The organism is Noviherbaspirillum sp. ST9 (assembly GCF_048799745.1).
In the GTDB taxonomy this organism is placed as follows: Bacteria; Pseudomonadota; Gammaproteobacteria; order Burkholderiales; family Burkholderiaceae_D; genus Noviherbaspirillum.
The window spans coordinates 12,170-25,942 of sequence record NZ_JBLWFR010000007.1 but is presented as its reverse complement, the minus strand read 5'-3'; the positions used below and the strand labels follow the sequence as shown (position 1 = coordinate 25,942).

The 13,773-nt window shown below is 61.4% G+C and carries 17 protein-coding genes; 3 read left to right on the top strand and 14 right to left on the bottom strand.

The window, feature by feature from the left end:
- Window positions 1-44 precede the first annotated feature (44 nt).
- The gene (locus tag ACNOHI_RS16685; protein WP_420475822.1) at window positions 45-1,496 is read left to right on the top strand and encodes a wax ester/triacylglycerol synthase family O-acyltransferase; all 1,452 of its coding nucleotides are present in this window, start codon (window positions 45-47) and stop codon (window positions 1,494-1,496) included.
- Here ACNOHI_RS16685 and ACNOHI_RS16680 read toward each other — a convergent pair whose 3' ends face one another.
- The 3 genes from ACNOHI_RS16680 to ACNOHI_RS16670 form a co-directional block, all read right to left on the bottom strand.
- A complete protein-coding gene (locus ACNOHI_RS16680; protein ID WP_420475821.1) occupies window positions 1,497-1,742 on the bottom strand; it encodes a hypothetical protein in 246 nt (81 codons plus the stop codon).
- Window positions 1,743-1,824: 82 nt separating this feature from the next.
- Window positions 1,825-2,181, bottom strand: a complete 357-nt coding sequence (locus ACNOHI_RS16675) for an FKBP-type peptidyl-prolyl cis-trans isomerase (protein ID WP_420475820.1) — start codon at window positions 2,179-2,181, stop codon at window positions 1,825-1,827.
- A gap of 67 nt (window positions 2,182-2,248) precedes the next feature.
- On the bottom strand, window positions 2,249-2,557 hold the full coding sequence (locus ACNOHI_RS16670) for a hypothetical protein (RefSeq protein WP_420475819.1): 309 nt from the start codon (window positions 2,555-2,557) through the stop codon (window positions 2,249-2,251).
- A 142-nt stretch (window positions 2,558-2,699) separates the two neighbouring features.
- Between ACNOHI_RS16670 and ACNOHI_RS16665 the strand changes: the two genes are divergently transcribed.
- A complete protein-coding gene (locus ACNOHI_RS16665; protein ID WP_420475818.1) occupies window positions 2,700-3,539 on the top strand; it encodes an EI24 domain-containing protein in 840 nt (279 codons plus the stop codon).
- Window positions 3,540-3,595: 56 nt separating this feature from the next.
- A complete protein-coding gene (locus ACNOHI_RS16660; RefSeq protein WP_420475817.1) occupies window positions 3,596-4,393 on the top strand; it encodes a competence/damage-inducible protein A in 798 nt (265 codons plus the stop codon).
- On the opposite strand, the gene ureG is transcribed toward ACNOHI_RS16660, so the two are convergent.
- From ureG to urtB, 11 genes are read right to left on the bottom strand one after another with little or no spacing between them, the layout of a single operon-like run.
- Window positions 4,394-5,023 carry an urease accessory protein UreG gene (gene ureG / locus ACNOHI_RS16655; RefSeq protein WP_420475816.1) on the bottom strand — a complete coding sequence of 210 codons (630 nt, stop codon included), beginning with the start codon at window positions 5,021-5,023 and terminating at the stop codon, window positions 4,394-4,396. It lies immediately after the preceding gene.
- 11 nt (window positions 5,024-5,034) lie between these two features.
- Window positions 5,035-5,715 (bottom strand): urease accessory protein UreF, encoded by a 681-nt coding sequence (locus ACNOHI_RS16650; protein WP_420475815.1) that lies wholly within the window; start codon window positions 5,713-5,715, stop codon window positions 5,035-5,037.
- A complete protein-coding gene (gene ureE / locus ACNOHI_RS16645) occupies window positions 5,715-6,236 on the bottom strand; it encodes an urease accessory protein UreE (RefSeq protein ID WP_420475814.1) in 522 nt (173 codons plus the stop codon). The genes ACNOHI_RS16650 and ureE overlap by 1 nt, the downstream gene beginning before the upstream one ends.
- Before the next feature lie 4 nt (window positions 6,237-6,240).
- Complete coding sequence (ureC, locus tag ACNOHI_RS16640; protein ID WP_420475813.1) at window positions 6,241-7,941, bottom strand: urease subunit alpha; 1,701 nt, start codon at window positions 7,939-7,941, stop codon at window positions 6,241-6,243.
- Window positions 7,938-8,246, bottom strand: coding sequence for an urease subunit beta (locus ACNOHI_RS16635; protein ID WP_420475812.1), 309 nt, complete (start codon window positions 8,244-8,246; stop codon window positions 7,938-7,940). Before ACNOHI_RS16635 ends, ureC begins: the two co-directional genes overlap by 4 nt.
- Window positions 8,247-8,256: 10 nt before the next feature.
- Complete coding sequence (locus tag ACNOHI_RS16630) at window positions 8,257-8,559, bottom strand: urease subunit gamma (RefSeq protein WP_420475811.1); 303 nt, start codon at window positions 8,557-8,559, stop codon at window positions 8,257-8,259.
- Window positions 8,560-8,572: 13 nt separating this feature from the next.
- A complete protein-coding gene (locus tag ACNOHI_RS16625; RefSeq protein ID WP_420475810.1) occupies window positions 8,573-9,442 on the bottom strand; it encodes an urease accessory protein UreD in 870 nt (289 codons plus the stop codon).
- Between the two features lie 7 nt (window positions 9,443-9,449).
- Window positions 9,450-10,148 (bottom strand): urea ABC transporter ATP-binding subunit UrtE, encoded by a 699-nt coding sequence (gene urtE, locus ACNOHI_RS16620; protein ID WP_420475809.1) that lies wholly within the window; start codon window positions 10,146-10,148, stop codon window positions 9,450-9,452.
- Between the two features lies 1 nt (window position 10,149).
- Window positions 10,150-10,995: an urea ABC transporter ATP-binding protein UrtD gene (urtD, locus tag ACNOHI_RS16615; protein ID WP_420475808.1), complete on the bottom strand. Its 846-nt coding sequence runs from the start codon at window positions 10,993-10,995 to the stop codon at window positions 10,150-10,152.
- The gene (gene urtC / locus ACNOHI_RS16610; RefSeq protein WP_420475807.1) at window positions 10,992-12,077 is read right to left on the bottom strand and encodes an urea ABC transporter permease subunit UrtC; all 1,086 of its coding nucleotides are present in this window, start codon (window positions 12,075-12,077) and stop codon (window positions 10,992-10,994) included. Before urtC ends, urtD begins: the two co-directional genes overlap by 4 nt.
- Window positions 12,074-13,675 carry an urea ABC transporter permease subunit UrtB gene (urtB, locus tag ACNOHI_RS16605; RefSeq protein WP_420475806.1) on the bottom strand — a complete coding sequence of 534 codons (1,602 nt, stop codon included), beginning with the start codon at window positions 13,673-13,675 and terminating at the stop codon, window positions 12,074-12,076. The genes urtC and urtB overlap by 4 nt, the downstream gene beginning before the upstream one ends.
- Between the last annotated feature and the right edge of the window lie 98 nt (window positions 13,676-13,773).

The following is a 13,773-nucleotide window of genomic DNA, read 5'->3' as shown; positions in this document are numbered from 1 at the left end:
TAGAAAAAACAGCCACAAAAGAAAAGCTCTAGAGGGGATGCTCGATGTTGTCCGAAGCTGCGCCGGCGCTGCACCGCGAAAAAATGTCCACCGTCGATACCGCCTGGTTGCGGATGGATTCGGACGGCAACCTGATGATGATCGTGGCCGTGCTGATGTTCGACAAGCCGATGGACATGCCGCGCTTCCGGCGCGCGATGGAAACGCGTTTTCTGAAATTCAGCCGCTTCCGCAGCCGCGTCACGCAGGACATGACCGGCAGCGCATGGTGGCAGCCGGAGGAAATCGATCTCGACCATCACATCGTCCATCGCGACCTTCCGGCGCCGGGCAAGCGGGGGAACAAGAAGGCGCTCGAGCGCATGGTCAGCGAGCTGTCGGGCACACCGCTCGATTTCTCCAAGCCGCTTTGGCAAATGCATGTCGTCGACAACTGCGTCGGCGAGGACGGCAAGACACGCCAGGCGGTGATCATCCGCATTCACCACTGCATCGCTGATGGCATGGCGCTGGTGGGCGTGTTGCTGTCGATGTTCGACACTACTCCCGAAGGCACGGCGGACGCACCGGCCGATCCCTTTGTCCTGGAAGAGGGCAACCCATGGCTGGACCTGATGCAGCCGGTGACCAAGGCCACGATTTCCGCGATCAACGTGTCCACGGCACTGTGGACGAAATACATATGGATGCTGGCCGATTCCAACAAGCTCCCCGGCCGCATCGCCGACATGGGAGGCATGGCGGGCCGGCTGACCATGGACGCCGTCAAGCTGTTGGCCATGCCGGACGATTCACGTACACGTCTGAAGGGAACGCCGCACGGCACCAAGCACGTGGCCTGGAGCGAACCGCTGCCGCTGGACGAGATCAAGGCAGTGGGCAAGGCGCTGGGCGGGTCGGTGAACGATGTGCTCATGGCCAGCGTCGCTGGCGCCATCGGCGCCTACCTGCGCGCCAAAGGCGACGAAGTGCCGCACGACACCGAACTGCGCGCCATGGTGCCGGTCAACCTGCGCAAGGCCGGCAACGAGCAGAAACTCGGCAATGCCTTCGGCCTGGTGCCCCTGGTGCTGCCCGTCGGCATCGAAGATCCGATCGCTCGCCTGGACGAGGTGCGGCACCGCATGGATGAGCTGAAGGGCGGGTACCAGGCGCTGGTGGCCATGGCGGTGCTGGGCGTGCTCGGCGCAACGCCGAAGCAGATGCAGAATGAAATCCAGAATTACTTCGCGCGCAAGGCGACGGCGGTCATGAGCAATGTGCCGGGCCCGCAGTCGCCGCTCTACCTGGCGGGGAGCCAGTTGGACCAGATCATGTTCTGGGTGCCCCAGTCAGGTGACATCGGCGTGGGCGTGTCGATCTTGAGCTACAACGGCGGTGTCCAGTTCGGACTGGTGACGGACGATGCGATTGCCACCGATCCGCACGAAATCATCCAGCGCTTTGCGCCGGAATTTGAAAAGCTGGTGCTGCTTGCGTTGATGTCGGCGTGGTAATCAGTCGTCGTCATCGCCGCCCAGCACCGCGCCGCCGACGGCGGTCACGCCTTTGACGGCAACCGAACCCGCGGTGACACCGACGCTGACGGCGGTGCTGGCAACCGTCACTGCGGCGCCCGCCACACTGATCACTGCACAACCGGAAGTCGAGACAAGGATGGCTGCGCAAAGGGCAGCGAGGGAGAATTGTTTCTTGAACATGAAGCTTGGAGCGGATGCGTCGGCATCCCGGGTGTTGAACATGCCGATGCCGCGAGGAAAGCGGCATCGGTGTTCATCGTAACACTGCTCCAGCCGGGAAGGATTCCCGAGGGAAAAATAAAGCTCAGACGCCCAACAGTTCCACTTCGAAAATCAAGGTGGCATTCGGCGGAATGACGCCGCCCGCGCCACGCGCGCCGTAGCCCAGCGATGACGGAATGATCAGTTTGCGCACGCCGCCGACCTTCATGCCTTGCACGCCTTCATCCCAGCCCTTGATCACATGGCCAGCACCCAGCGGGAAATCGAACGGGTCGTTGCGATCCTTGCTCGAATCGAACTTGCTGCCTGCGGTGCCATCGGGGTTCTGCAGCCAGCCGGTGTAATGCACGGTGACATGCTGGCCGGCTTTCGCTTCTTCGCCGGAGCCGACGGTGACGTCTTCGTATTGGAGGCCGGAGGCCGTCATGATGGTGGACATGGTTTTCCTTTGTTGTCTGGTTGATCCGAGCGGCATTGTAGCAGTGGCAGCGCGCTTCCCGTACCCGCTACAGCAAGCGTATGGGCTGCGCGCGGATGACGATCGATTCCTGGCGGAATTGTTGCTCAAGCATCTGGCGGTAATTGCGCCACCAGACCTCGTCGACGGTGTCCGCCATGACCTCGTACGCGACGAGATCGTCCCGTACGGTTTCCCCTTCCGGTTCCTGCCATAGCCCGCTCAACGGTGCGCGGGAATGGGCGGTGAGTCCGCCGAAGCGTTCAACCAATTCATCGCGCACCTGTCGGAACAGGGCATGCGGAAGGGCCGCGCCGTCGTTGTCGTACAGGGGCAGGAAGAGCTGGATGAGCTGCATGGCATGGCAGAAATGTTAACTGCTCGATTAGACAGCGTGCAGTCTCAAAAGCGCCCATCGCGTTATCATCGCGGTCACGGTTGGCAATCAGGTAATGAACGGAAATGAAACGGATGAATAATCTTGCAAGGAACGCGACCCCATGCGGCCCGTACTGATCGCCTTTGGACGCGCGCTCTTGTCGCAACTGCATTTCAGGATGCTGTTGCTGACAGTCATGCCATTTGTTGTGTCCCTCGTCATCTGGGGCGTGCTGCTGTGGCTGGGCCTGCAGCCAATGATCGACTGGCTGCACGCATGGTTCACGGCGAACGACGGATTCGGCGTCGCCGCCAACGTGCTCGGCTGGTTCAACCTTGGGGCCATTACCTCGGTGCTCGTGCCGCTTATTGCCATGTGGGTCCTCCTGCCGCTGATGATCCTGACCGCCCTCGTCTTCGTCGGCGTGCTGGCCATGCCGATGATCGTGCGGCATGTCGGCGGCCGGCATTATCCGGACCTGGACAAGCGCCGCGGCGGCAGTATCGCGGGGAGCCTGTGGATTGCGACCTACTCCTTCATCGTCTTTGCCGTGCTGTGGTTGGTGACGCTGCCGCTCTCATTGTTTCCGCCGCTGACCTTTGTCATCCAGCCCGTGTTGTGGGGATGGCTGACTTACAAGGTGATGGCCTACGACGCGCTTGCCGAGCATGCGGATCGCCAGGAAATCCGGGACATCATGCGCATCCATCGCTGGCCCTTGCTGTTGATCGGTGCCATTGGCGGCGCAATGGGTGCAGCACCGACGTTGCTGTGGCTCGGTGGAGCACTGTCGGTGATTCTCTTTCCGCTGCTGGCAGCGGGGGCGATCTGGCTCTATGTGCTGGTCTTCGTGTTTACCGGACTGTGGTTCCAGCACTATTGCCTTGGCGCGCTTGCCGCCCATCGCGCGGTCGGCCGGGCCGTCGTCACAGACGCACCGCAGATGAAGGATATCAACTGAAAAGTAGGATTCCGCGCGCTGCGGCATAATGTCCTTTTGCCAAAACGGACGCATCCATGGCCATCGGACTCATCATCATCGGCGACGAAATCCTGTCCGGAAAGCGGACCGACAAGCACTTTCCCAAGGTGGTCGAACTGCTTGCCGCGCGCGGCTTGCAATTGTCCTGGGCGGAATACGCTGGCGATGACCGCGACCGCATCACCGGCATTTTGAAGCGCACCTTCACCAGCGACGACATCGTTTTTTCGTGCGGCGGCATCGGCGCCACGCCGGACGACCATACGCGGCAGTGTGCAGCGGCCGCATTGGGCGTGCCGCTGGAACTGCATCCGGAGGCGAAGGCAAAGATCCAGGAGCGTATCTCCGACGTGGCGCGGGAAGAGGGGCGAGAGCCGCACCTTGACGCCCCGGAAAACGCGCATCGCCTGAGGATGGGCGAGTTTCCGCAAGGCGCTTCCATCATCCCGAATCCCTACAACAAGATTCCCGGCTTCGCCATTCGGCATGGCAAGGGCGCGCATTACTTCGTGCCGGGATTTCCTGTGATGGCGTGGCCGATGATCGAGTGGGTGCTCGATACGCATTACGCGCATCTCTTCAGCAAGGTGGCCCGCCTGGAGAAGGCGGTGCTGGTGTTCGGGCAGGCCGAGTCGACGTTGACGCCAATGATGGAAGCGATCGAGGCCGAATTCCCGCTGGTGAAAGTATTCAGCCTGCCCAGCGTCGGCGATGCGACGATACGCCGTCATATCGAGCTGGGAGTGAAGGGCGATCCGGCGCAGGTCGAAGCGGCCTTCGGCAGGTTGATGGAGGGGCTGGACCGGTTCAAGGCCGAGATCCAGCGCATCTGATTACTTTTTCTTTACCTCGTCCAGCAGGCCTTGCTTGCGGATGAAATCGACCACCTTCTCCACGCCGTCGCCGCTGCGCAGGTTCGTGAAAATGAACGGCCTGTCGCCGCGCATCTTTTTCGCATCGCTCGCCATCACGTCGAGATTGGCGCCGACATACGGCGCGAGATCCGTCTTGTTGATGATCAGCAGGTCGGAGCGCGTAATGCCCGGTCCACCTTTGCGCGGAATCTTTTCGCCGCCCGCCACGTCGATGACGTAGATCGTGAGATCGGATAGTTCCGGGCTGAAGGTGGCGGCAAGGTTGTCGCCTCCCGATTCGACCAGGATGAGGTCGAGGTCGGGGAAATCGGCGCTCATGCGAGCAATGGCTTCCAGGTTGATCGACGCGTCTTCGCGGATGGCGGTATGCGGGCACCCGCCGGTCTCGACACCCATCAACCGCTCTGCCGGCAGCGCATCGGCGCGCAGCAGGATTTCCATGTCTTCCTTGGTGTAGATGTCGTTTGTGATGACGGCCATGTCGTAATGGTCGCGCATGGCCTTGCACAGCATTTCGCACAAGGCCGTCTTGCCGGAACCGACGGGGCCGCCGATGCCGACGCGCAGGGGATTGGAAGTGGTAGTCATAATTGTTGGGTTCAGGATCGATACAAACGGCTGTACTGCACTTCATGCTGCATGGAGAGCAGGGACAGTCCGGGGGACCAGTTGGATAATTCTTCGTCGCTGAGGTACATGGCGGTTTGCGCCGCACGTTCCAGCTCGGGTTGCAGGGACAGCAGCAGGCGCTGTCCGGAGACCTGGCCGAGCGGTACGGATTTCACGCAGACCAGCACCTGATTCTCGGCCCAGGAAAACAGCATGCCGAGCAGGGCGGCTTCGTGCGGCACGTCCAGTCCAACCGCGGCATAGGCGAGAGCGGTGGGCAGCGGTACTTCCGGCTGCGCTTCGAGCAAGCTGAGCAGTGTGCCATCCGCCACGTCGAGTTCGTTGGCAAGCTTTGCGAGCGAGTAGCCCATCTGTATTGTCTCGGCACGGAATTCCGCCGTGTCGCGCGCGGCAACGAAACGTTCGGTCCACAGCGTGACTGCGGCAAGATCGCGTGCGGCGAAAGCGTGCAGCAGGCGCCACAGGACAGGCGCCTCGAATCTTGCGACGACGTGGTGCAGGGTGGCGGTAATCCATTTCCGGGCAGATGCCTCGTCGCTCACCAGCCCTTTTTCCATTGCCGCTTCCAGGCCCTGCGAATAGCTGTACGCGCCGATCGGCAGCGATGGGCTGGCAAGCTGGAGCAAGTGGAGAAGGGCGGTGGCCTGCATCAGGATTTGTCCGACGGACGATGGATTTTCTGCCGCAGCGGGATTGGCGCGAGCGGATGGTGATGGTCATCGCCGTGATGGTGATGGCCGCCTCCGTACGCGCCCGATTCAGGCTCGAAGGCCGCCTGTTCTTCCGTCACGTTCGCACCGAGTCCTTCCAGCATCTCCTTCAGGACCGTGTCCTTGCGGATGCGCAGGAAGCCTTTTTCCTGCGTGCCGTCGACCTGGGCCTGTGTATGACGATTGCCGAGATGGAAGGCGCATCGCAACAGGTCACGCGGAGTCGTGCATTCGACCCGGTAGGTGGCTTCCTTGGCGGCGACAATTTTCACGACGCGACCGTCGTCGCCCTTGAGGAGGTCGCCGTTGCGGAGCACAGTTCCCCGCACCGTGAATACCGCCACTTCTTCACCGGAAAGCAGCAGGGCGCGCAGTCGACTTTTCTCGCGCAGTTCGTAAGGAAGGATGAGTTCACCGTCGATTTTTTCGGCGCTGTCGATTTTCGTATGGAGTGTCAGCATGTTTTCAGAACAGGAAATAGCGTTGCGCCATTGGCAGGACCCTGGCCGGCTCGCAGACAAGCAGTTCGCCGTCCGCGCGCACTTCGTAGGTTTCCGGATCGACTTCCATCTTTGGCGCCAGGCCGTTGTGGATCATGTCGGACTTGCGCACGTTGCGCGTATTCTTCACGGCGATCAAGGGCTTGTTCAGCCTGAGGGTGTCGCCAATGCCGGCGTCAAAGGCAAGCTGCGACACAAAGGTAAACGAGGTCTTCAACCCGCCGCCATACGCGCCGAACATCATCCGGTAGTGCACCGGCTGCGGCGTCGGAATGGATGCGTTCGGATCACCCATCTGCGCCGCGGCGATCATGCCGCTCTTGAGGATCATCGAGGGTTTGACGCCGAAGAAGGCCGGCTTCCAGATGACGATATCGGCGATCTTGCCCACTTCCAGCGAGCCGACCACGTGCGAAATGCCATGGGTGATTGCCGGGTTGATGGTGTACTTGGCGATGTAACGTTTCGCGCGGAAATTGTCGTTGCGGGACGAATCTTCCGGCAGCGCACCACGTTGCACTTTCATCTTGTGCGCCGTCTGCCATGTCCGCATCACGACTTCGCCGACGCGGCCCATTGCCTGCGAGTCCGACGACATCATGGAAATCGCGCCGATGTCGTGGAGGATGTCTTCCGCGGCGATCGTCTCGCGCCGGATGCGGGATTCGGCAAAGGCGATGTCCTCCGCGATGGCGGGATCGAGGTGATGGCAGACCATCAGCATGTCCAGATGCTCGTCCAGCGTGTTGACGGTGTACGGCCGTGTCGGGTTGGTCGACGAGGGCAGCACATTGCCCTGTCCCACGGCCGCGATGATGTCCGGCGCATGCCCGCCGCCGGCGCCTTCAGTGTGGAAGGTGTGGATGGTGCGGTCCTTGAACGCGGCCAGTGTGTGTTCAAGGAAGCCGCCCTCGTTGAGCGTGTCGGTGTGAATCGCCACCTGGATGTCCATGCGGTCCGCGACCGACAGGCAGTTGTCGATCGCTGCCGGTGTCGTTCCCCAGTCTTCGTGCAGCTTCAGCCCGATCGCGCCGGCGCGGATCTGTTCTTCCAGCGGCGTGGGCAGGCTGACGTTGCCCTTGCCAAGAAAGCCGAGGTTCATCGGGAAGGCATCGGCCGCGGACAGCATGGAATGGATGTGCCACGGCCCCGGCGTGCAAGTCGTTGCGGCCGTACCCACGGCGGGTCCGGTACCGCCGCCGAGCATGGTGGTGACGCCCGACATCAGCGCCTCCTCGATCTGCTGCGGGCAGATGAAGTGGATGTGCGAGTCGATGCCGCCCGCCGTCACGATCATGCCTTCCCCTGCGATGATTTCGGTCGCGCCGCCGATGGCCATGGTCACATTCGGCTGGATGTCCGGATTGCCGGCCTTACCGATGCCGGCGATCCGTCCGGCCTTGATGCCGATGTCGGCCTTGACGATGCCCCAGTGGTCGAGGATCAGCGCATTGGTGATCACCGTGTCCATCACGTCCGCATGGTTGCGCTGTGACTGGCCCATGCCGTCGCGGATTACCTTGCCGCCGCCGAACTTCACTTCCTCGCCGTAGACAGTGAAATCTTTTTCGACCTCGATGAACAGTTCGGTGTCGGCCAGCCGCACGCGGTCGCCAATGGTGGGGCCGAACATTTCGGCGTAGGCTTGCCGGGAAATTCTTGTCATTTGAGTTCTCCCATGACCTTGCCGTTGAAGCCGTAGACCTTCCGGTCCCCTGCGAGCGCAACCAGTTCGACGGTGCGCTCCTGTCCGGGCTCGAAACGGACCGCGGTGCCTGCCGCGATATTGAGGCGCATGCCATAGGCAAGCTGGCGGTCGAATTGCAGCGCCGGGTTGACTTCGAAAAAATGGAAATGGGAACCGACCTGGATGGGGCGGTCGCCGCTGTTGGCCACCGTCACCGTGACCGTCGTACGCCCCACGTTCAGTTCGATTTCCCCTGCCTCGACTAGCATTTCACCTGGAATCATGGCGGCCCTCCTAGGGAATCGGATGATGGACGGTGACGAGCTTGGTGCCGTCGGGAAAGGTGGCTTCCACCTGGATCTCCGGGATCATTTCCGGTATGCCATCCATGACGTCTTCTCGCGCGAGGATCTTTGTGCCTTCAGACATCAGCTCGGCAACGGTTTTACCATCGCGCGCGCCCTCCATGATTGCGGCGGTGATCAGGGCCACCGCTTCCGGATAGTTCAGCTTCAGCCCGCGTGCCTTGCGCCGCTCGGCCAAAAGCGCGGCGGTGAAGATCAGGAGTTTGTCTTTTTCTCTTGGCGTCAGCTCCATGGATTCTCCTTGTTCATGTGTTCCAGATACGGGGGACGATGGCTTCTCGTCCGATCAGAAACGGACGCAGCGTGCGCCATGCCGCAGCCATGATCTGTCTGGCTACTTCGCTGGAATCGCCGAGGTAGCGGACGACAACGACTGATTTCATCTGCGTGGCGCCGAACGAGCCGGTGTCACTCAGGCCGGCGCTGCAGCTTTCACGAAGGTGTTGGATGGCACCGGAAGGAAGAGGCTTGCCGACACCGATCAGCGTTGCGCATACCGTTTTTCCGGCCAGTCCCAATGGATTTTCCGTCGCCGCGCCGGCGATAAGTTCGCCTTGTTCGAACCAGACCAGCTTGCCGTCCAGCCTGATGCTCGTTCTCTGTGCGACGCGGCCAGAAGAAAACCGCTCGCCGGATGCGGTCCGTCCAAAGCAAAGGATTTCACTCCCGAGATAGCTTGCCTCGCTGCCGAGTTCGACGGTGGTGTCCAGTTGCACGTCGGCCGCATCGAAGAAGATGGTTTCCTGCGGCAGCCATTCCAGCGCGCCGGCATCGCCGACATTCAGGTGAATGCTTTGGCGGGAGATACGGCCGTTTGCCTTGTACCACTTTGCCGCGCCGGGCGTGGTGATAAACGCCCTGGCCTGCTGGCCGACGCAGGCATGGATGTCGAGTTGGTCGCCGCCCACCACGCCGCCGGGAGGGTGAACCACGATGGCGTGACAAATATCGCTGCCCTCGGGATAGAGCGGTTTCTGCACCCGAAGCGGGCCGTAGTGAGAACGTTCGACCAGACGTGTTGCGTCGCTGTGCCGGGCAAAACCGAGGGCAAGCCATGCCTCCCACGGCTCGGTGGCATTTCCTGCTTTCAGTACGGGAGCGTCGACGAGTCGCATCGGGAAACTATACCGCCAAGTGTCTTTTCACGTCCTCGCCATTCATCCGGTCCTGCGTTCCGGATGCAACCACTTCACCGCGCGACAGCACGACGAACCGGTCCGCCAGTTCATGGGCAAAGTCGAAGTACTGCTCGCACAGGAGGATCGCGATGTCGCCTCGCTGGCGCAGTAGCCGGATGACGTTGCCGATGTCCTTGATGATGGACGGCTGGATGCCTTCGGTGGGCTCGTCAAGGATGATCAGTTTGGGATCCGCCAGCAGGGCGCGGGCGATGGCGAGTTGCTGCTGCTGGCCGCCCGAGAGGTCGCCACCGCGCCGGTGCAGCATCTCCTTCAGCACCGGGAAGAGTTCGAAGACTTCGCCCTTGATTTTCGCGGCTTGCCTGCCGGATTTGACGGCCATGCCCATCATCAGGTTTTCCTCGACCGTCAGGCGCGCAAAAATTTCACGGCCCTGCGGCACGTAGGCAATACCGAGTGCGGCCCGTTCATGCGGCTTGAGCCTGGTGATGTCCTTCCCGTCCAGCTGCACATGGCCCTTGGCAACGGGCAGCACGCCCATCAGGCATTTGAGCAGGGTCGTCTTGCCGACGCCGTTGCGGCCGAGCAGGGCCAGGCATTCGCCTTTCTGCAGCGAGAGCGAGACGCCGCGCAGTGTATGCGCCGCACCGTAATACTGGTTCAGTTGTTCGACGTTCAGCATGTCAGCGCCCCAGGTAGACTTCGATGACGCGCTCGTCGGATTGCACCTGCTGCATTGTGCCTTCCGCAAGCACCGACCCTTCATGCAGCACCGTGACCTTGCCGTCCTGCGCAATCTCGGTAACGAATGCCATGTCATGTTCGACCACCATGATCGAATGCTTGCCGCGCAATTCATTCAGCAGCTCGGCAGTGCGCGCGGTTTCCGCATCGGACATGCCCGCGACCGGTTCATCCAGCAGCAGCAATTGCGGTTCCTGCATCAGCAGCATGCCGATCTCCAGCCACTGCTTCTGGCCATGCGATAGCAGGCCGGCAAGTCGCGTTTCCTGGCCGTTCAGGCGGATCAGTTTCAGGATCTCGTCGATCTTGCCTTTCTGCTCCGAGGTCAGACGGAAGAACAGCGTCGGCTTGACGCGCTTGTCCATCTTCATTGCCAGTTCCAGGTTTTCGAACACGGTGTGCTGCTCGAACACGGTCGGCCGCTGGAACTTGCGGCCGATGCCGGCATGGGCGATTTCATACTCGGTCATCTTCGTCAGGTCGATCGTCTGGCCGAAAAAGGCCGTGCCGGAAGTCGGGCGCGTCTTGCCGGTGATGACGTCCATCATCGTGGTCTTGCCGGCGCCGTTGGGCCCGATGATGCAGCGCAGTTCGCCGACGGAGATGTCGAGGGTCAGCTTGTTGATGGCCTTGAAGCCGTCGAAGGAAACCGTAATGTCTTCCAGGTAGAGGATTGCCCCGTGCGACGTGTCGACGCCTTCCGGCTTGACCTTGCCGTAGGAGGTGCCGTATTCGGCATGCTTGTTTTCCTCGACAAACTGGTAGGCCTTCGTCGTGTCGTTCATGCTGGCTCCTTCGTCTGGCGGAAACGGGCAGCGAGACCCAGGATGCCCTGCGGCATGAACAGGGTCACCAGAATGAAAATTGCCCCAAGCGCATATAGCCACAGGTCCGGGAAGGCTGCCGTGAACCAGCTCTTCAGCCCGTTGACCGAGAATGCGCCGATGATCGGACCGAGCAGGGAGCCGCGCCCACCGACGGCGGCCCAAATCACCATTTCGATCGAATTTCCCGGGGACATTTCAGACGGGTTGATGATGCCGACCTGCGGCACATAGAGTGCGCCGGCCACGCCGCACAGGATGGCGGAGAGCGTCCAGACGAACAGCTTGAACCACAGCGGGTTGTAGCCGATGAACATCAGGCGCGATTCCGAATCCCGCACCGCCTGCAGCACGCGTCCGAGTTTGGAGGTGACGATCCAGCGACAGAGGAAGAGTGAGCCGACCAGCACCGCCAGCGTGAGCAGGTAGAGCGCCGCCTTGGTACCTGGCGCGGTGATGGTGAAACCGAGGATGCGCTTGAAATCCGTGAAGCCGTTGTTTCCACCGAAGCCGGTGTTGTTGCGGAAGAACAGCAGCATGAAGGCGAAGGTCATGGCCTGGGTAATGATTGAGAAGTACACGCCCTTGATCCGCGAGCGGAAAGCGAAGTAGCCGAACACGAAGGCCAAAGCGCCTGGCACCAGGACAACCAGCAGCATTGCAAACCAGAAGTTGTCGGTGAACGACCAGTACCACGGGTATTCCTTCCAGTCGAGGAAGACCATGAAGTCAGGCAGATGGCTCTGGTACACGCCGTCCTTGCCGATCGACCGCATCAGGTACATGCCATGTGCATAGCCGCCCAGCGCGAAGAACAGGCCGTGGCCGAGCGACAGGATGCCGGTATAGCCCCAGACGAGATCGAGCGCCAGGGCGGCGATGGCGTAGCACATGAACTTGCCAATTAGCGCCACCGTGTAACTCGACACATGCAGTGCATGGGCGGGTTCGAAGGCAAGGTTCAGCGCCGGCAGCAAGGCGAGGATCGCGGCACAGACCAGGATGCCGGTCCAGGCCGGACGGGAGAAGAGGGACGGCGTCATTCTGCACTCCTGCCTTTCATGGCGAACAAGCCCTGCGGCCGTTTCTGGATAAAGACGATGATGAAGACGAGGATCGCGATCTTCGCCAGCACAGCGCCGGCAACCGGTTCCAGGAATTTGTTGACTTCGCCGAGCCCGATTGCTGCGATCACGGTGCCCGCGAGCTGGCCGACGCCACCAAGAACGACGACCATGAAGGAGTCAACGATATAGCCCTGTCCGAGGTCGGGGCCAACGTTGCCTAACTGGGACAGTGCGACACCGCCGAGGCCGGCGATGCCGGAGCCGAGGCCGAAGGTCATCATGTCGATCTTGCCGGTCGACACGCCGACGCAATCGGCCATGCGCCGGTTCTGCGTGACCGCGCGGACGAACAGGCCGAGGCGTGTCTTGTTCAGAATCACCCAGACGGCGGCAACCACGAACAGCGCGAAGAAAATGATCACGATGCGGTTGTACGACAGTACCAGCGAGCCCATCACGGTGACGCCGCCCGACATCCAGGAGGGATTGGCGACCTCGACATTCTGTGCGCCGAAGATGGAGCGCACGAGCTGCATCAGCACGAGGCTGATGCCCCAAGTGCACAGGAGGGTTTCGAGCGGGCGGCCGTAGAGCCAGCGGATGACGGTGCGTTCCAATGCAATGCCGACGGCGGCGGCAACGAGGAAGGCGGCCGGCAGAGCGGCGACAAGATAGAGATCGACGGCGCCCGGCAGGTAAGCGCGGAACAGTGTCTGGCAGACGTAGGTGGTATAGGCGCCGATCATCAGCAGTTCGCCGTGCGCCATGTTGATGATTCCCATCAGGCCGAAAGTGATGGCAAGGCCGAGCGCGGCCAGCAGCAGCACGCTGCCCAGCGACGCACCGTAAAACAGGTTGCCGATGAACTCGGTGCGGGCGAGACGGGCATTGATGGCACTGATGGTGCCGACGGCGGCGATGCGTACGGCCTCGTCCGGTTCGTTGTACTGGCCTTCCGCGTTCTTCTCGACCATTTGCATCAGCATCGGCTTCAGGCTGGCGTTACTGCTTTCGGCAAGCGCGATGACCGCGTCCTTGCGCACTGCGGGATCGGGAGATTGCAGGTTTGCAGTGGCGGCGACGAGTCTCAGGATGGATTTGATCTCGGCGTCCGTTTCCTTGTCCAGTGCCTTGTTGATCAGGGGTAGTTGGCCCGGATCGGCGCTCTTTTGCATCTCCAGCGCGGCCGCGAGGCGTTCGTTGCGATTCTCGGAAAGCAACCGGAAGCCGGACAGTGCGCCGTCGATTGCACCGCGCAGGCGGTTGTTGATGGTGATGCCGTCCACGCCATCCGGAACGGGAACAGTGGAATCGGTTGCGGGATCGAAGGCCGTGTCGCCTTCGATGATGACTACCTGGCCTTCAGGCGTCGCAAATAGCGTTTCGTTCTTCAGGGAATTCAGCAACCTTAGCGCGTCTTCATTGGCGAGTGTAGCGATTTTGTTGACGGATTCGATGCGCGCATCGGGATCGTCCCCCGCAATCGGCTTGAGCAGTTCGGCATCGATGGCCGCATGCGCAAGCGGCTGGACGCACAGCATCCCGATGACGAGCAGTTGTCTGAATAAGGTCATGGCGATTCCTGCCAAGGCAAAACTGCGGACGCAAAAAAGCCGGAGTGTGGAAGGAGGAGCCACGCTCCGGCTCGTACTGCAAGGAAGCTTCATCCTGT